This window comes from Streptomyces sp. BE20 (assembly GCF_036322525.1).
GTDB lineage: Bacteria > Actinomycetota > Actinomycetes > Streptomycetales > Streptomycetaceae > Kitasatospora.
Genome location: NZ_JAQYWW010001036.1, coordinates 72,878 through 90,492, shown reverse-complemented (window position 1 = coordinate 90,492; position 17,615 = coordinate 72,878). Strand labels below are relative to the sequence as shown.

At 75.2% G+C, this 17,615-nt stretch carries 15 protein-coding genes; 3 read left to right on the top strand and 12 right to left on the bottom strand.

The window, feature by feature from the left end:
- Positions 1-40 precede the first annotated feature (40 nt).
- The 6 genes from PUR61_RS29185 to PUR61_RS29160 all read right to left on the bottom strand — a co-directional run bounded on the left by PUR61_RS29185 (position 41) and on the right by PUR61_RS29160 (position 7,105).
- Entirely contained in the window at positions 41-316 is a 276-nt protein-coding gene (locus PUR61_RS29185; protein ID WP_329882475.1) for an amphi-Trp domain-containing protein, read from the bottom strand.
- 122 nt (positions 317-438) lie between these two features.
- On the bottom strand, positions 439-1,812 hold the full coding sequence (locus PUR61_RS29180; protein ID WP_329882474.1) for a diacylglycerol/lipid kinase family protein: 1,374 nt from the start codon (positions 1,810-1,812) through the stop codon (positions 439-441).
- Between the two features lie 85 nt (positions 1,813-1,897).
- Positions 1,898-2,329, bottom strand: a complete 432-nt coding sequence (locus PUR61_RS29175; protein ID WP_329882473.1) for a DUF7144 family membrane protein — start codon at positions 2,327-2,329, stop codon at positions 1,898-1,900.
- Positions 2,330-2,360: 31 nt separating this feature from the next.
- Positions 2,361-2,687 carry a carboxymuconolactone decarboxylase family protein gene (locus tag PUR61_RS29170; protein ID WP_329882472.1) on the bottom strand — a complete coding sequence of 109 codons (327 nt, stop codon included), beginning with the start codon at positions 2,685-2,687 and terminating at the stop codon, positions 2,361-2,363.
- A 90-nt stretch (positions 2,688-2,777) separates the two neighbouring features.
- Complete coding sequence (locus PUR61_RS29165; RefSeq protein WP_329882471.1) at positions 2,778-4,067, bottom strand: FAD-dependent monooxygenase; 1,290 nt, start codon at positions 4,065-4,067, stop codon at positions 2,778-2,780.
- A complete protein-coding gene (locus PUR61_RS29160) occupies positions 4,064-7,105 on the bottom strand; it encodes a LodA/GoxA family CTQ-dependent oxidase (protein WP_329882470.1) in 3,042 nt (1,013 codons plus the stop codon). Before PUR61_RS29160 ends, PUR61_RS29165 begins: the two co-directional genes overlap by 4 nt.
- 376 nt (positions 7,106-7,481) lie before the next feature.
- On the opposite strand from PUR61_RS29160, the gene PUR61_RS29155 reads away from it, so the two are divergent.
- Positions 7,482-7,922, top strand: a complete 441-nt coding sequence (locus PUR61_RS29155; RefSeq protein ID WP_329882469.1) for a hypothetical protein — start codon at positions 7,482-7,484, stop codon at positions 7,920-7,922.
- A 229-nt stretch (positions 7,923-8,151) separates the two neighbouring features.
- Here the strand turns inward: PUR61_RS29155 and PUR61_RS29150 are convergent, their stop codons facing one another.
- The 3 genes from PUR61_RS29150 to PUR61_RS29140 form a co-directional block, all read right to left on the bottom strand.
- On the bottom strand, positions 8,152-8,862 hold the full coding sequence (locus PUR61_RS29150; protein WP_329882468.1) for a DUF4232 domain-containing protein: 711 nt from the start codon (positions 8,860-8,862) through the stop codon (positions 8,152-8,154).
- Positions 8,863-9,188: 326 nt separating this feature from the next.
- The gene (locus tag PUR61_RS29145; RefSeq protein WP_329882467.1) at positions 9,189-9,470 is read right to left on the bottom strand and encodes a hypothetical protein; all 282 of its coding nucleotides are present in this window, start codon (positions 9,468-9,470) and stop codon (positions 9,189-9,191) included.
- Positions 9,471-9,579: 109 nt separating this feature from the next.
- Positions 9,580-10,548: an EamA family transporter gene (locus PUR61_RS29140; protein ID WP_329882466.1), complete on the bottom strand. Its 969-nt coding sequence runs from the start codon at positions 10,546-10,548 to the stop codon at positions 9,580-9,582.
- A gap of 68 nt (positions 10,549-10,616) precedes the next feature.
- On the opposite strand from PUR61_RS29140, the gene PUR61_RS29135 reads away from it, so the two are divergent.
- Together PUR61_RS29135 and PUR61_RS29130 are read left to right on the top strand one after the other, a co-directional pair.
- Positions 10,617-11,477, top strand: a complete 861-nt coding sequence (locus PUR61_RS29135) for a LysR family transcriptional regulator (protein WP_329882465.1) — start codon at positions 10,617-10,619, stop codon at positions 11,475-11,477.
- Positions 11,478-11,611: 134 nt separating this feature from the next.
- The gene (locus tag PUR61_RS29130; RefSeq protein WP_329882464.1) at positions 11,612-13,183 is read left to right on the top strand and encodes an alpha/beta hydrolase; all 1,572 of its coding nucleotides are present in this window, start codon (positions 11,612-11,614) and stop codon (positions 13,181-13,183) included.
- Between the two features lie 135 nt (positions 13,184-13,318).
- On the opposite strand, the gene PUR61_RS29125 is transcribed toward PUR61_RS29130, so the two are convergent.
- From PUR61_RS29125 to PUR61_RS29115, 3 genes are all read right to left on the bottom strand, one after another.
- Positions 13,319-14,683 (bottom strand): M14 family metallopeptidase, encoded by a 1,365-nt coding sequence (locus PUR61_RS29125; RefSeq protein WP_329882463.1) that lies wholly within the window; start codon positions 14,681-14,683, stop codon positions 13,319-13,321.
- Positions 14,684-14,859: 176 nt separating this feature from the next.
- Entirely contained in the window at positions 14,860-16,368 is a 1,509-nt protein-coding gene (locus PUR61_RS29120; protein WP_329882462.1) for a vWA domain-containing protein, read from the bottom strand.
- Positions 16,365-17,600, bottom strand: coding sequence for an AAA family ATPase (locus PUR61_RS29115; RefSeq protein ID WP_329882497.1), 1,236 nt, complete (start codon positions 17,598-17,600; stop codon positions 16,365-16,367). Before PUR61_RS29115 ends, PUR61_RS29120 begins: the two co-directional genes overlap by 4 nt.
- Positions 17,601-17,615: the final 15 nt, after the last annotated feature.

Sequence of the window (17,615 nt, the reverse complement as noted above, 5' to 3'; positions counted from 1 at the left end):
GACCCGGCGGTTCGGGCGGGACGCCGGGAGGGGCCGCGCGTCAGCCGGCGTCGCTCCCGGCGGCCGGCTGCGAGGGCGCCGGCCGGTTCTGCGCGGTCGGCCACTTGAGCTCGATCTCGATTTCGATCTCGCCGTCACCGACCTCCACCTCGACCTCGCTCCGCAGCTCGTCGGGGATGCGCAGGGTGAGCGTCCCGGGGCCGAGTTCGAGCTCGGCGTTGCCGCCGTGCTTCAGCGCGGCCGCGAGTGCGGTGAGCAGACCGGCGGCTTCGAGACGGGTCAGCGAACGCTTCTGTTCGAACTTGAGGTCCTTCACGGATCTCTCCCGTCCGGCGGTGCGGTGCCGAGGGAGCGTCGCCGGTCGCGGCGTCCGGAGGGGCACCTCCTCCCTCCAGCCTGCGCGCCCCCGGCGGCCGGTGCCACCTCGGGCCGGCCGCGTCAGCCGCCCCGGACCTCGGGTCCCGGTCCCGGCCCCGGTCCGGGCTCCGGCTCGGGCGGTCGGGGCCGGGCGAAGGCGAGGGCGAGGATCTCGCGCCAGTTCGGCGCGGGCCGGGCGGGCGGCGGGCCGGGGCGGTGGCGCGGTACCAGGACCCGCAGCGCGCCCGGGCGGATGCCGCAGACGACGGGGGCGGGCAGGAGCAGCGCCTCCCCGTCGACGGCGACCGGGAGGAGGTCCGCGTCCGACTCGACGACGACCCGGTGGCAGGTCAGCACCCGCAGTCCCGCCGCCCTGCCGCTGCGGAGCGCGACCTCGGCCGCCTGGGCCGCGTTGGTCACCCGGATCCCGACGACACCGAGCACGCCGAGGTCCAGTCGTGGCCGCCGGCCGCCGGTGACCGGTTCGGTGCCCGCGTAGGGGTTGTTGCTGACCAGGAGCGCCTGCTGGGCGTCCAGCCGCCCGCTCTCGGTGCGGGCGTCGACGCGGTGACCGGCGAAGCCGAGCAGCAGGTCGGGCAGCGCGTCCAGGGCCGCGCCCGCCTTGGCGTCGCGGTACTCGGGGCGCTGCACGATCTCCGCGTAGACGCCGAACGAGGCCGTGTTGACGAAGGCGCGGCCGCCCACCGTCCCCAGGTCGACGCGCAGTTCCTCCCCGTCGGTCAGCGCGTCGAGGCAGCGGGCCGGGTCGGTGCGGTCCAGGCCGAGGTCCATCGCGAAGTGGTTCCGCGTCCCGGCCGAGACGACCAGGAACGGCAGGCCGTGTTCGGCGGCGACCTCGGCCACCCTGGCCTGGGTGCCGTCGCCGCCCGCCACTCCGAGCAGGTCCGCCCCCTCCGCCACCGCCCGGCGGGCCAGCGCGGCGACGTCGACCGGCACCGAGGTGTCCAGGAGGACCACCCGGGCGCCCAGCGCCTCGGCCTTCTCGACCAGCCCGAACCGGCCGACCTTGCCGCCGCCCGACTTCGGATTCATGATCAGGAACGGGTGGCGGGGGCGCGGTCCGGCGACCGCGCGCATACCGTCGGGCCGGCGCACCAGACGCACGGCGGACCGCGCGCTCGCCGCGGCGGCGGCCCACAGCACGATCGCGGCCAGCGCCTCCGGCCACAGGCCCGCCCGGGCGTAGAGCACGACGAGGGCCGCGGGTGCGCCCACCATCAGCAGGAGACCGCACACCCGGACGGCCCCGTGGTGGGACACGGCCCACCAGATGCCGGCCGCGGTGAGCGCCGAACCGACCACCGCGGTGACCAGCAGGAGCACGCCGTCGGGGCCGCCCCCGGCGACCAGCACCACCAGCGCGCCGAGGGCACAGACCACGGCCAGCCGGGCCGACAGCCGGGCGCGCCGGGGCACGGCCGAAGGGGGTGCCATCCTCCTCACCTCCTCCGGCCTGCTCCGGCCTTCCGACCCCGGCCGCCCGGACGGCCGCTCCGGGGTCATCCTGCGGTCGCCCTGTTCAGACGACCGGCCCGCCGTGGTCGCGGTGGACCGCGCAGAGGCCCCAGATGACGAAGGCACTGATGGCGATCACGGTGATGGACCAGACCGGGTAGTACGGGACGGAGAGGAAGTTGGCGATGATGAGCAGTGCTGCCAGGGCCACACCGAGGATCCGGGCCCAGAGCGAGGCCCGGAACAGGCCGAGGCCGATGCAGATCGCGATCACGCCGAGGATCAGGTGGATCCAGCCCCAACTGGTCAGGTCGAACTTGAAGACGTAGTTGGGGGTCTGCACGAAGACGTCGTCCTCGGCGATCGCCATGATCCCTCGGAAGATGCTCAGCGCGCCCGCGAGCAGGAGCATCACGGCCGCGAAGGCGGTCAGGCCGCCCGCGAAGCCGGAGGAGCCGCTGTGGCCGGCGTGCACGGTGCCGGTGGGTGCGGACATGGATGCCTCGATTCGTACCGTCGGATTGGGGTCAGCCCTGGGAACCGGCGTCGATCTCGGCCACGGCGATGGCGAAGCCGAGGGCCTCGGTGATGTGGCCGGCGGCCGACATCACGCGGGCGGTGCCCACCACGGGGGCGATGGCCACCAGGACGTCCTGGACCTGGTCGGCGGTCACGTCGGACTCCATGGCGGGACCGAGGTGGGCGAGGTAGGACATCGGTGGCGCGTCCATGGCCACGAGCGCGGCGATGCGGGTGAGGAGGAGCATGTCGGTGGGCAGCCCGCAGCGCTCGATCGAGTCGAGAGTCATCGCGGCGAGGGTGTCCAGGACAGGAGTTTCGGACGATGTGGTCATGCCGGGTCATCTCCTGGGGGATCGGGTGCCGACGCTGTCGACCCGCAGGGAAAGCGGGTTCCGGCGCGTCGCACCCCCGTGCTTCCGACCCTAGGAGCTTTCCGGTGCGGGTGCACCTTCGCGCGGTCCGGCGTGCGGGGGGTGGCCGGCCGGGTGCGCGCCGTGGCGGCGCCGCCAGAACGGCTGGTCGGCCCAGCGTTGTTCCTGGCGGTAGGACAGCGCGTGGTTCCCGGTGTAGGCGGCGGCGATGCCGTCCAGGAAGTCGGTGTACCCGGCGAGTGCGGCGGCGGTCCGGCCCGGGTCGGTCAGGCAGTCGGCGACGGCCCGGCCGGCGCGGGCACCGGTGTGCAGCGCGGTGAGGATGCCCTGGGAGGAGAGCGGGTCGAAGGCGAGAGCGGCGTCCCCCGCGGCGACCCAGCCCGGGCCGGCGGCGGGCTCCAGCCGCAGCCCGTGGGCGGGCGTCCAGCGGGGGAGGAGGGCCGCGGCGGGGTCGTACCCGGCGACCCGGCGCCGGACGTGGTCGGTCCGGGTGACGCCGTGCCAGAAGCCCTCGGGGGTGCGGAGTGCCGGGTCCGCGAGGTCGGGGTCGGTCAGGTGGGCGACCAGGCGGCCGGCCGGGACGAGGGTGGTGTACCACCAGCCGTGCGGCACCGCCTCGACGAGCGTGCGCGCCTCGCGGTCCCCCGTCCGGCGTGCGCCGACCTCCTCCCCGCCTTCGCCGTTCTGTCCGCTCCCTGCGCTCGCTGCGCTCTCGGGACGGCGGACGCCGAACACGGTGTAGACGGCGACGAGGCGGTCCTGCCGGTGGCGCAGGCCGTGCCGGCGGCCGATGACACAGCGGCGGCCCGTGGCGTCGACCGTCCACCGGCTGCGCAGCTCCCGCACGGCGCCGTCGTCCCGGTCGCGGACGACCAGACGGCCGCCGTCGCGCCGCCCCAGGACGCCGGCCCGCCGGACCTCGGCGCCGGCCGCGACCGCCGCGTCCCGGAGGAACGCGTCGAATCGGAGCCGGTCCAGGTGCCAGCCGTGGCCGTACGGGTCGAAGAGGTGACTGCGGCCGTGCAGGGCCGCCGAACCCCAGGCGGCGAAGGTCCCCGTGGAGCGGGGGTGCCCGGCGGCCAGGAAGGCGTCCAGCAAGCCGAGATCGCGCAGCAGCGGGCGGGCGGCGGGCGGCAGGAACTCGCCGATCCGGAACCCGGCTCCGCCGCTGCGGCGGTCGCCGCCGGGGCCCGGCAGGCCGGTCCCGGCGGGGCCGCCGTCGTCGAGGAGCACGACGCGGTGGCCGGCGCCCGCCAGGACCAGCGCCGCGACGGCGCCCGCCGGGCCCCCGCCGGCCACGGCGGCGTCGACGTCCCCGGGCGCGCGCCGGACAGCGGTCATCGGCGGCGCCGGAGGCGTACGACCTTGTCGATGTAGCCCGCCGACACCTCCTCGTCGGGCTGCTCGGCCAGGGTGACTGCGCTGGCCAGCGCGGACCCGCCGAGGTCGGGGTCGGCGCCGAGCGGCACGTGCAGGGTGACCAGGTTGCGGGTGGCCGGCGGGGCGGGCTCGCGGGGGAAGGAGACCTCCGACTCGACCAGCATCTCGGCCGGGAACCGGGGGTCGTCCTCGACACCGGGGCGGCGCTCGACGAGACCGAGCCTGCCGAAGTCCTTCACCATCGCGTTGATGGTGTTGAGGTAGCCGGAGGGCAGCCAGCGGAGCCAGGTCCGCCGCTTCTCGAAGGCCGCCAGCCGCTCCGCGACCGGACGGGAGGTGTCGACCACGACGTCGTAGTCCTCCTCGGCGAGGACGTGGTTGGGCACCCGGGCTGGCCAGAAGGTGGGGAGGTACGGGTCGTACTTGGGGCCGAAGCCGGGTGAGCCGTAGCCGTACCCGGAGAGGCAGCTGGCGGTGTCGGTCTGCCACGGCACGGCCATCCACCGGGTCAGGTCGCCCGGGCCCTGGGCGTAGAGCGGACCGCCGACGGAGAGCGCGATCTCCGGGGTGAGCTTCGGCCCGTAGGACGCCGGTCGCGGGGCCCCCGGGTCGCGGTGGCGCACCCGGAACGGCCGGCTGTACAGCGTGGTGTGCCGCATCGGCCAGGTGAGTTCGCACCCGGGGTGGAACGCGTCGGCGAGGCAGAAGGACAGAGCGGCCCGGTCGAGGGCCTCGGGCCGCCGGGCGAGCGGGAGTTCGTCGAGGGACCGGGGCGGGGATGCCTGCGGGTCGTGGTCGGCGGTGAAGTCGCCGTCGGCCCAGCGGTCCAGCAGGCGGTACTGCAGGGGGGAGAGCGTCACGTGCTGGCGCTCGGAGTCCGGGGGCAGGTTCATCGCGTCGCCGTAGATCGACGGCCACGGTACGGGCGACATACCGTCCCGGTCGTACGCGCGCATGGTGGCCCAGACCTGCCGGCGCAGTTCGCGGTGGGCGGGCGAGGGGTCGGCCAGCTCCGCGAGCCGGCCGGGGGCGAGGAAGTTCGCGAACCCGCCGTGCCCGAACTGGACGGCCAGACCGTGGTTGACCCACTGGAGGCCGCAGAGGCGGCGCAGCACGGGCAGCACGTCGCGGGTGAACGACACCTGCTGCGGGGCGGGAAGCAGGCCGGCGGTGACGAAGGCGTCGCGCACCAGGTCGTGCATGGTCCGTACCGAGGTGAGTTCGGGCGCGTAGTTGGGCGGTGTGGTGACCACCCAGGCGGGCTCGACCGGCACCGTCCGCCCGTCGATGCGGACCTCGGCGGTGACCGGGCCGTCGGAGACGTCGTCGTGCCAGCCGTCGTTGTTGGCGAAGGTGTCGGCTGGGGTGTCGGTGGCCGAGGCGGAGACGCCGCGCCCGCCGAGGAAGAGCAGCCGGCCGCTGTCGTCGGTGCGCAGCTCGCCGAGGTAGACCGGCCGGTCGAGGAAGGTGCCGGTGTCGAAGCGGTACTCGGCCAGGCCGGAGCGGTTCCGGCCGCGCACCGAGCGCGGGCCGGGGTCGATGACCAGGCGGCCGCGCTGCGCGGCCGGGACCTTGGGGTTGCGCAGCAGGCTGTCGTCGGCCCGCTCCGCCTCGGGGATGTCGAGGGCCAGCTGGAACTGGTACCAGGCGGCCTTCGAGTTGGCGACGTGGACGGTCCACCGCAGGTCCGCGTTGTCGGCGGTGAGTTCGGCGACCGGCTCGCCGGCGGCGTTGTAGCCGTACACGCGGAAGCGGACGGCCTGGCGCTTGAGGGCGCCGGCGGCGTCCTTGTAGCTGCCGGTGGGCAGCGCGGGCGCGTCCTCGGTCTCCGGGGCGAGGACGTACTCGTCCGTGCTGTCGCCGACCCGTGCCACGCCGATCGCGGGGTGCACGGCGGCCCGGACGATCCGGGTGTCGCGTCCGGGCGGCGGGGTGAGCTGGGGGCGGGCGGGGCCGGGTTCGGTCGCGGGGATGCCGTTCACGTCGCGGCGCCGCGCGGCCGAGGCCAGGTAGACCGTCCTGCGGGCGTCGGAGATGCTGCCCACCGGGCGGTGTTCGGCGAGGCTGTGCCACGGGTTGAAGGCGAGGTTCTCCCCGTAGGCGGCCTGGCCGCGGGCGCGGACGTCCTGCTTGTGGAGGGCCAGCCGGGCCACCCGTACCGGCCGGCCGTCGGACTCCTCCCAGCGGACGGTGGCCCGGTCCAGGGGCATCCGGGGCGGATCGTCGCGGAACTGGAGCATCAGGTCGAAGGCCGCCGGGCCGGCCGCGAGCCGGTGCCGCAGGTCGGCGCCCAGGTACCCGGGGTCCTCGTCGGCGGGTACCGCGTCCGGGTCGCCGGGCTCGCATCCGGCCGGCACCAGGCGGTACTTGACGAAGCGTTCGAGACCGAAGGAGTAGGGCAGCACGCTCCAGTACGTGGCCGTCAGGACGCTCTCCTCGATCTTGGCCATCGCGTCGAGGATCTCCCGGGTGACGGGGTGCTCCCGCAGGTACGGTTCGTAGTCGCCGTCGACGACGCCGGCCCGGGTGAACTCGCACATGTCGCGCGCGGTGTCGACGAAGAAGACGTCGTGGTTCTGCAGCAGCAGGTCCTGGGTGTCGGCCCCGGACTCGCCCTCCAGCAGTTTCGGGCCGGGGACCTCGTACAGCTTGATGCCGACGCCGAGGGTCGTGCGCAGGTCGGGCCGGCCGGGCACGGTGTCGCCGGAGAACCGGACCCAGGCGGTCAGTCCGTCGGTCCGCTCGTGGGCGGCCTGGAGGAAGCCGACGCGCAGCTCGGGCGGGAGGTCGGGGTCGACGGTCAGCACGCCGCGGGCCGCCCCGTGCGGCTTGAGGAACACCGGACGCTGCGCGGGGTCCTGGCCGCGGGCGATCCGTGCGCCCTGGGTCCGGTCCACGAACATGTCCCGCAGCGCGGCCGTGGGGTCGTCCGCGCAGCCGGGCGGTTCCGGCTCCCCGGGGCCGGGGGTCGCGCCGGGGGAACCGGGTGTTCCGATCATGCTGTGCTCCCGTCAGTGCGGCGGCCTGCCGGCGGTCCGGCGGGCCGGCCGTCCACGTCCTGGATCCAGCGTGCACGAACATGTCCGGGGCGGGCACCGGGGTACCGCCAAACCGGCTAGGCCCGGCGGGGGTCCGGCCGGGGGCTTCTCCGGTGCGCCCCGGGTCGCGGTCCGGGGGACATGACAGGCCGTTCCGGCCATCCGGTGGTCGTCCTCCGGTCATTCGGCGGCCGGGGCGGGTGGATGGCGTGCTTCCTTTTCCGAATCGGGCGCTCCGTTCGTGGATGGCTGCCATGCTTCCTCCCAGAACGATGTGACATGTCACATGGGTGCCCTCGACGTCCGTCGAGGGCACCGTTACGAGGGAGGGAATCCGATGAAGCGTCTTTCCGCCGTCCTGGCCGGCGTGGCAGCCCTGGCCGCACTGACCGGCACCCAGTCCGCGTCCGCCGTCACCGCACCCACCGGTCCGGTCGGTGCCGTCGTCACCTGCGGGAGCCCGGGTGCGCCCGGCTTCCTCCAGACCCGGGCGTGTATCGAGGTGACCGGTAACCAGGTCCGCTTCTACGGCAACGCCTACCCGACCAACCCGAGCTGGGTGGCGCAGAACGTCGGCTTCCGGCTGTCCGGCAACGCCGTCAGCCTGCCCCCGCAGCCGCCGATCACGCCGAACGTCCTGGTGCCGGTCGGAGGCCGCTCTGTCGGCGACATCGTGATCACGGTGCCCTGCGGCACCGCGGTGAACGCCGAGTTCAGCGTCGACCAGTTCGGCTGGCCGCCGTCGGTGGCGACGGCCGCGACCGTCGTCACCTGCTGACCCGCCCGCCCGGCCGCTGCGGTTGACCGCTCGGCCGGCCTGTGACCCCCGTCGCCCCGGGCCGCCTTCACGTCCCGGGGCGACGGGCCTGTTCGGGGTCCGTCGCCCCAGGACGTGAAGGCGCCCCGGGCCGCGGTGAAGCCCGGTGGCCGCGGTGGTCCGCGCCCCGGGCGGGGCCGCTTCCGGCCCGATCGGCCCTTCCGTCCCGTTCGGTGCGCGGGTGCTCGGGCTAGAACTCGTCGGCGCCGTTGCGCAGCTCCGGGGTCCAGTAGCCGGTGGCCCAGACTGCCGGGTCGACGGCGATGCCGGCCGGACCGGGGGCCTTGACGATGGCCTCCCCGCCCCCGCCGCCGAGGGTGACGGTGAAGGACGTCACGGCCTCGTTGGTCTCGTGGACCCCGCCGCCGGACAGCTTGACGACCGCGTAGGCGGGGGTGCCGGCGTCGACGACGACGGGCACGGCGGGCTTGCTCCCGGCGACGGCGGGGACGCTCTCGCGGTGGCTCTCCAGGAACCGGATCCGGGGGAAGTCGACGAGCCGGCAGCCGCGGCCGGAGAAGTTCCTCGCCGTCAGGACGAGGTGGGTGTACGGCGGTCCGCCCTGGAGGGCGGCGGTGATGCTGACGTCCTTCGTGGTGCAGGCCGGGACGGAGGTGCCCGCCGGTGCGGCCGAAGTCGGGGAGCCGGTGGCGGGCGTCGCACCCGCGGGGGAGCCTCCGGCCCCGGTCTTTCCCGCACCGGCGTTCGGGGCCGGGGCCGTGGCCGACGCGCTTCCGCCGGTGCCGCCTCCGCCGCCGGGTCCGGCCGCCGACTGCGCGGGGGAGGGTGCCGCTGCGGCGGGCGCGGTGCCGGAGCCGTTCCTGCCGCAGGCGGTCAGGGTCAGGGCGAGCGCGGCGGTGCCTGCGGCGGCCAGGGCGGTGGTGCGGTGGAGGGTGCGCATGGTGGATCCCCGCTGTCGGTGGTGTGGTGACGCACGGTCCGGTGGGACCGTGGACGACCATGCACCGTGATCCGCCCCCGCCGCCAGGGCCGGCCGCCGATCCGGGGCGCCGCGACGTCCCGACTCCCCTGACGTGAGGAAACGCTTCCGCCCGGAACGGCGGGTCGGGGCGCTGCTGGGCGGCGGCACGGCAGTGGCGCCGGTCGCGACGACGGTCCGGGACCGCCGGGGACACGACGAGGGCCCCCGACGCGGTCGGGGGCCTCGTGGTGCGGTGCGGCGTCAAGTGCTCGGCGGGGGCGGGTGTCCGGCCCCCGCCGGGGAGATCAGCAGCGGACGTTGCGCTCGCAGTCGACGAGCCGCTGGATGTAGGCGTCCAGCGCCTGGGCGCGGGCCTCGGTGACGTTGGCCTCGCGGTAGTGGCCCTGGTGGCGGAGCCTGTCGGCCTGGGCGTGGAGGTTGCGGGCCTGGGCCCGGAGCTCCTCGATGTTCACCGAGACCGACGAGCCCCGGGTGGCGGCCGAGGCGGACTCGGCGGGCGCCACGGAGAGGAGCAGGCCTCCCGCGAGTACGGCGGTGACGGCGAGCGCGGACATGCGGCGACGCATGGTTCCCCCTGATTTTCCTGATGTTTTCCGACATGACGGTCATCCGTCGAACTGATGACCGGTCAGTAGTGTAGAAGATCGTGTCCGATGCTCGGACACCACCCACCGCTCAGCCGGACGACCGGCCCGCCGAACCCGTCCGCACCGCCCCCGCACCGGCCACCACCACCAGGGCGACCGCCAGACACTGCCCGGCCGACAGGGCCTGCCCGAGGACCAGGAACCCGGCCAGTGCCGCGATCGCCGGGGACAGGCTCATCAGCACCGCGAAGGTCGCCGCGGGCAGGCGGCGCAGGGCCAGCAGTTCCAGCGTGTACGGCAACCCCGAGGACAGCAGTGCCACGGCGAGCCCCGGTCCCAGGACCCGCGGATCGAGCAGCGCTCCGCCCGCGGAGGCGACCCCGAGCGGCAGGCTGACCAGCGCGGCCACGGCCATCGCCAGGGCCAGCCCGTCCAGCCGGGGGAACCGGGCCCCGGTCCGGGCGTTGCACACGATGTACAGCGCGCACAGCGCACCGGCGCCGAGCGCGAACCCGGCGCCCGCCGGGTCGAGCCCGTCGAAGCCGTCCCGCCCGAGGAGGAAGACGCCGACGAGCGCCAGCCCCGCCCACAGCAGGCTGACCGGTCGGCGCGCGGTGACGACGGACAGCAGGAGGGGGCCGAGGACCTCCAGGGTCACCGCCGGGCCCAGCGGGATCCGGTCGATCGCCTGGTAGAACAGGATGTTCATGCCGCCGAGCGCGACCCCGAAGGCGCCGACCAGCGCCCAGTCCCCACGGCTGTGGCCGCGCAGCCGGGGCCGGCAGACGGCCAGCAGCAGGACGGCGGCGATCGTCACCCGCAGGGTCACCACGCCGAGAGCCCCGACGCGCGGGAAGAGCAGGGCGGCGACGGCGGAACCGAAGTGCACCGACAGACCGGCCGCCACCACCAGACCGATGCCGCCGAGGCTGCCGAGACCGGCGCCGGCCGGCGCCGGGGCCGCGCCGGGCGCTCCCGCGGCTGCCGGTGCCGCCGCCCCCGCGGCTGCCCGTGCCGCCGCTCCTGCCGTGACCGGGTGGGACCTCGTGTTCGTCATGTCTCCACGCTAGGAAGCCGTCCGCCTCGCGGGAAATGCCGATCGGACCGCGGTTATGCTTGCCGCGCATGACCATGGAGCTGCGCCACCTGCGAGCCTTCCTCGCCATCGCCGAGGAGGGCACGATCACGCGCGCCGCGGCCCGCCTGCACATCGGCCAGCCCGCGCTCTCGCGGACGCTGCGCCGACTGGAGGACCACCTCGGCGTACGCCTGATCGACCGCTCCACCCACCACCTGGAGCTCACCCCGGCGGGCCGGGCGTTCCGCGACCGGGCCGCCGCCGCGGTGGCGGCCGTGGAGGCGGCCCTCGATCCCCGCGCCCTGACGGTCCTTCCGCTGCGCCTCGGCCACCCCTGGGCCGCGCTCGGCGACCACACCATCCCGTTGCTGCGCCGCTGGGACGAGGAGCACCCCGACGTGCCGTTGGAGCTGCGGCGCATCGACGACCGGACGGCCGGGCTCACCCGGGGCAGGGTCGACGTCGCCCTGCTGCGCGGCGAGGTGGCGACGCCGGGCCTGGTGACGGAGCTGCTGCTGGAGGAGGAACGGGTCGCGGTGGTCCCGGCGGACAGCGACCTCGCCGAGCGCGACGCCCTCACGCTGGCGGACCTCGCGGCGTGGCCTCTCGTGCTGAACACGGTGGCGGGCACGACCACCCTGGACCTCTGGCCCGCCGCCGTACGCCCGACGGTGACGATCGAGGTCACCAACACGGACGAGTGGCTCACGGCCGTCGCGGTGGGCCGGGCCGTGGGCGTCTCGACGTCGGCCACACCCCGACTGCACCGGCACCCCGCCCTCGCCTACCGGCCGCTGACCGACGCACCGCCGGTGCCCCTGCTGCTGGCCTGGCGGCGCGGAGTCCCGGCGCACCCGGCGATCCCGGACCTGGTCCGGTTGACCCGCGAGCTGCTGGCCGACCGCTGAGGGCGGGCGTCGGGAGGTGCCGTCCGGGGCCCATATCTGCTCCGCACACGCATGATTGACACATCGTGAGACGGCTGATCCTGCACCCCGTCAGGGGGATGACGTGGCGACTTTACCTCCCTATGGTCTAGTCCATGTTGAACGCATCACTGAGATCCGTGTGCGGGGCGGTGGCCCTGGCACTGGCCGCCGCCCTCGCCGCCGCAGGACCGGCCGAGGCCGCGCCCAACCCGCCCGCCCAGCGGCTGAGCTGGGCGGACTGCCCGCCCGACCCCTCGTCCGCGCCGGTGGACCCCCGCCTGCGCTGTGCCACGCTCCGCGTCCCCCTGGACTACCGGGCGCCGTCCGGGAAGACCATCGAGATCGTGGTGTCCCGGCTGAACACCGCCAAGCCGGGACTGCGCCGGGGCGTCCTGGTCCACAACGGCGGCGGCCCGGGCGTGGCCAGCCTGCACATCCCGAGCAGCCGCGTGAACGACTACCCCCAGGACGTGCTGGACCGCTACGACCTGGTCAGCTTCGACCCGCGCGGCGTCGGCTACAGCACCCCCGTCACCTGCGGGCGCACGGCCGCACAGAACCCCAACGAGCTCGTCTTCCCGTTCCCCGGCCCCGACGGCTCCATCGCCCCCAACGTGCGGTTCGCCCGTGAGGTCGCCCGGGACTGCCTGGCCAACGGCGGCGAGCTGATCCGGCACCTGAACACGGCCAACACGGCGCGCGACCTCGACCGGATCCGTGCCGCCCTCGGCGAGCCGCGGATCTCCTACCTGAGCGCGTCCTACGGCACCTACCTGGGCGCCGTGTACGCGGAGCTGTTCCCCGGGCGCACCGACCGGGTCGTGCTCGACGCCAACGTCAGCCCCAACGTCACCTGGCAGGAACGTTTCGCCCTCCTGGATCAGGCCAGCGAGGCCCGCTTCGGCGACTTCGCCGCCTGGGCGGCCGCGCGCGACGCCGACCTCCACCTCGGCGCGACGCCCGCCGCCGTGCGCCGGAACTACCTCGCCCTCGCCGAGAAGCTCGACCGCACCCCGGTGACGCACCCGGTGGCCGGGCCGGTCAACGGCGGCCTGTGGCGCGCGATCTACCGCTTCGACGCCTACCACGCCGCGTTCTTCCAGGAGATCGCCGACTGGTGGATCTACCTCGCCGCCGACGGCAACGCCCCGGTCCCGTACTGGTGGCTGAACCGGACGACGCCCGGGATCCCCGCGGACAACGACGTGGCCGCGCTCTTCGCCGTGGTCTGCAACGACAGCCCGGCGCCGCGCAGCACCGCCCGCTACCAGCGGAACGTGACCGCGAGCCGGGCCGCGTACCCGATCCTGGACGGCCTGGGCGCCAACATCTGGCCCTGCGCGTTCTGGACCGAACCGCTCGAACCGCAGGTCCGGATCACCGACCGGGGGCCCGCCAACGTCCTCCTCCTGCAGACCGCCCGCGACGCGGTGACCCCGTACGAGGGAGCCCTCGCCATGCGGTCCACGCTGGGCCGGCGCGCCAGGATGGTCACGGTCGACGGCGGCAACCACGGCGCCTACGACCCCGGCACCCCGTCCTGCGCGGTCACCGCGGCCAACCGCTTCCTGGCCGACGGCGTCCTGCCCGCGCGCGACCGGTTCTGTGCCGTGGACCCGGTGGCCGCTCCCGCCGGAGCGGCCGCGCCGAGGTTCGCGCGCCCCGGAGTGCAGGCCCTCGCCTGACGCCCCGGCGCCGAGCTCCGGCCTGACGTCGCCGCCGGACCGTCCGCCCCCCGTGCGGTCGGCTCCCCGGCGTCCGGCCGGGGTGGCCGCGCCGGGCGGGACCCCGAACGGGGCCCCGCCCGGCGCGGACCGCCGTCAGCTCGCGATGCCGCAGTACTGCTGCTGCTTGCCGATCGCGCGGTACACGCAGTCCGCCGTCTCCACCAGCCGCAGCACGGCCTCGCGGTTGCGGCTGGTCTCCCGCCCGATCACCTCGTCCGGCGGGTAGAAGCCGCTGCTGCCGTTCGGCCCGGGGTACATCTCGAAGGTGTAGGCGAAGACCCGCTGCACGCCCCACAGCCAGTCGTCGATCGAGCCGTCGGTGATGTAGAGGTCGCTCGACTGCTCCGGCGTGTAGCCGTTGGTGCCGGCCAGGGTCCGGCCCAGGGTGGCGAAGGTGTTGTACTCGTCGGCCGTCATTCCGGTGGTGGTGTTGGCCGTGGTCCAGCCGAAGGGCCAGAGCACCAGCTCGCTGTACGTGTGGAAGTCGATGGCGGCGGTGATCTGCTGCTTGCCGCCGACGACCCGGGTGCGGACGAAGTCCGCGACCACCTTGGCCTCCTTGGCGGACTCCGGGGCGCTGCCCCGGTAGGTCTCGCTGGAGGTGGATCCGGAGGAGCCGCCGCAGCAGCCCCACTTGTAGTTCCAGTTGCGGTTGAGGTCGGTGCCGACGTTGCTGCTGCCGGAGTTCGGCTGGCGGTCCTTGCGCCAGCTGCGGTAGCGGCCGGTGGCGATGTCGTACTCGCCGCCGTCGGGGTTGAGATCGGGGACCACCCAGATCTCGCGGCTGTTGACGGCGTTGGCGATCCGGCCGTCGGAGGCGTACTTGTCGCCGAACTCGTGGAGCAGGTACAGGGCCATCTCGACGGTGAGGTGTTCGCGGGCGTGCTGGTGGGCGGTGAACAGCACCTCGGGTTCGTTCTCGTCGGTGCCGACGTTGTCACTGATCTTGACGGCCACGATCGGCCGGCCCTCGTACGAGGTGCCGATGACGCGCTTGCTCATGATGGCGGGGTGGGCGGCCACGACGGCGTCGATGTCGGCGGCGGCCTCCGCGTAGTTGTGGTAGCCGGAGTCGGCGGACGGGAAGTCGTACACCGACGCCCCCACGCCCTGCTCGCCGGGTTCGGCGCCGTACAGGGGGCCGGGCAGCAGGACGGGGGCCCAGCCGAGCGCCCGGAGGCGGGCGGCCTCGGCGGGGGTGGCGGTGACGGTGACCGAGTCGGGCCGGACGGCGTCGACGGAGGCGCCGGTGGCGGCGACGGCGGTGCGCTCGGCGACGGTGCGGGGCCCGTCGAGGCGGTACTGCCGGGCGGAGTCGGCCGCACCGGCTCGGTCCGCGACCGCGGACGGAGCGGCCACCGGGTTCGCGGCGGCCTGGACGGTGAGCGGGGAGGCGAGTGCGAGGGCCAGCAGGACGGCGGTGGCCGCGGCGGGCTTCCCTCGGCGGGGCAGTCGCATGACTGTCCTCCTGTGGGGGATCCGTAGGGACGGAACAGGGGAGGAACTGCGGCGCGCGCCAGCATGATGGTGCGTCAATGTCATGCTTTCGTCAAGGAGTTGGGGTAGGGAGACCTCGCTGAGTCCCGCGGAGAGCCGCCGGGACGGACCCGGGCGCGCGCGGCGCTCCGCAGGACTCAGCGGGTCGCGGGGGCGACGCCGCCGATCTCCACCACCCGGGCCCACCCGGGCGGGACGTCCGGCCGGTAGCCGGGATCGTCCTCGCGCCACGAGGTGCCCGCGCGCCCCCGGGAGAACAGCCCGATCACCGTCCGGCACGCCGGCCGGGCGTCCGGCCACGGTGTCTGCCCGTCGGTCAGGACGACGAGCACGTCCGGACGGGGCCGCGCCCGGAGAGCCGCGGCGAAGCCCGTCCGCAGGTCCGTCCCCCCGCCGCCCACCAGGGGGATCCCCTCGGCCCGGCACAGCTGGTGCACCGCGCGGGCCGCCGCGTCGCACGGCAGCACGGCGACCAGGTCGCGCCGTCCGCCCACGGCCCGCGCGATCGCCGCCACCTCCAGGAGCGCGCTCCCCAACTCGGCGTCGCTGACCGACCCGGACGTGTCGATCACCACGGACACCTGCGGCGGCCTGCGCCGCAGGCTCGGCAGCACGGCGCCGGGCACCGACGCCGAGCGCCGCGACGGCCGGCCGTAGCTGTAGTCCTGGCCCGCGCCGGTGCCCGAGGCCGCGGAGCGGACCGCCGACCCCAGTAGCTCCCGCCACGGCTGCGGCGCGTGGAACGCCTCCGTCGCCCACCGCCGCCACCCCTTCGGCGCCGACCCCGGACGGCCGTTGATGCCCTGGGCCACCCGGAACCGCACCGCGTCCCGTTCGTGCGGACCGAGGCCGTGTGCCCCGTCCGGCCCGAGGTCCCACGTCCGGTCCAGCCCGTCCGCGCCGCTGCCGCAGTCCAGCCACGCCACGTCCTGCATCTGCGGTCCGAGGCGGAATCGGCGCAGGTAGTCCTCCATCAACTCGCCCTCGGGCAGCCCCAGGGCCGCCGGCTCGACCGCCCCCTCCGGCCGGACCAGCCCGTCCCCGAACACGTCGTCGTTGATCTCGCAGTCCGCGGCGATGTTCATGCGCAGCCGCTCGCCCGGACCGGTCAGCCCGCGCTCCCGCGCGACCCGGTCGCTGCGCCCGTGGTGGTCGCGCAGCAGGTGCGACACCTCGTGCACCCAGACACCGGCCAGCTCCTCGACCGGTGTCAGCGCGACGAACGCCGGCGAGACGTAGCACCGCCAGTGCCGGTCGACGGCCATCGTCGGGACCTGCCGTGACTCCACGACGTGGAGGGCGAACAGGGCCGTCGCCAGGTAGGGGCGGACCCGGGCGGCGTGCAGGCGGGCGGCGAACAGCTTGTCGAGGTCCAGCGCCGTGGGTGCCCGCGGCGCGGTCGTCGGCCGTTCGGTCACCGGGGCGGGCCCGGCCGCCGACCCGGCTCCGGGCCCGCCCGCCGGGCCGGTGTCGGGCGCGATGTCCCAGGCGGTGTCGGGATCGTCGTTCCGGAGGGTTCCGGGCGTGGCCTCGGGCACGCTGTCCCAGGCGGTGTCCGGATCGTCGTCCCACGCGGCGTCACGGGCGGTGGCGGGCGCGATGTCCCAGGCGGTGTCGGGTGCGGTGTCCCGCACGGGCGTGCTCATCGGCCCGCCTTCGCGGCGGACGCGGCGGCCACCCGCCCGGCCGCGCGGTCGGCCCGTCGGGACAGTGCCACCGCCCCGGCGAGTCCCTCGATGGACGCGGGCACGTCCCAGTCCTCCCGGCGCAGGGCGGCGAGCGTGGTCGCGGGCACCACCACCAGGTCCGGAGCCCCGGTCTCCACCGCCCGGACCAGCAGCGCCCAGGCGGCGTCCCAGCGGGACCGCTCCGGGCGCCGGCGGACCGCCGCGACCACGCCGTCGAGGACGGCCTGCCGGAGGTCCCCCCGTTCGGGCAGCTCGGCGCCCACGGGGTCGGCGAGCAGCGCCTCGGGATCGGGCAGGTCCATCCGGTCCACGCTCGCCAGGAGCTCCAGGCCCGGTCCGTCCCCCACCGTGCCACGGACCAGCAGGGACAGCACCTCCCGGTCGGATCCGGCGGCGGTCGCGAAGGCGATCAGCCGGAGGGTCATCTCCCAGCTCCGCGGTGACGGCCAGGCGCCGCCGCGCCGGGTCTCGTTCTCGGGCAGCCGGTGGACCAGTGCGGGGCGGGCGGTCAGCAGCCCGCACACCGCGCGTCGGGCGAAGTCCACGGCCCCGGTGAGGCGTTGGGGGTCGAGCCGAGGCAGGGTGGCCCGCGGCCAGGTCCCGCCGAGGCCGCGGATCACCACCTCGGGATCGTGGGTCCACTGGAGATGGACGAACCGGTTGGCCAGCGGCGGGCTGAGCTCCCAGCCGTCCGCCGCCGAGGAGCGCGGGTTGGCGGCGGCCACGATCCTGACGCCGGGCGGGAGCCGGAGCGCGCCGATCCGCCGTTCCAGGACCAGCCGCAGCAGGGCCGCCTGGACGGCCGGTGGCGCGGTGGACAGCTCGTCCAGGAAGAGCAGTCCTCGTCCGGCCCGGACCAGACGGACCGCCCAGTCCGGTGGGGCCATGGGGACGCCCTGCTCGGCGGGGTCGTCCCCGACGACGGGCAGCCCGGAGAAGTCGGACGGCTCGTGCACGCTGGCGATCACGGTGGTGAGCGGGAGGTCCAGGGCTTCGGCGAGCCGGGTCAGCGCTGCCGTCTTGCCGATCCCGGGCTCGCCCCAGAGCAGTACCGGCAGGTCGGCGGCGACGGCCAGGGTCAGGGCTTCCAGCCGGGTGTCCGGGCGCGGTTCGGTGGCGGTGTCGCCGAGCAGGGTCAACAGGTCTGCGGCGACGTCGAGTCGAGAGGCGGCAGGGGCTGTGGCGGGCATGGTGGACAGGGGTGT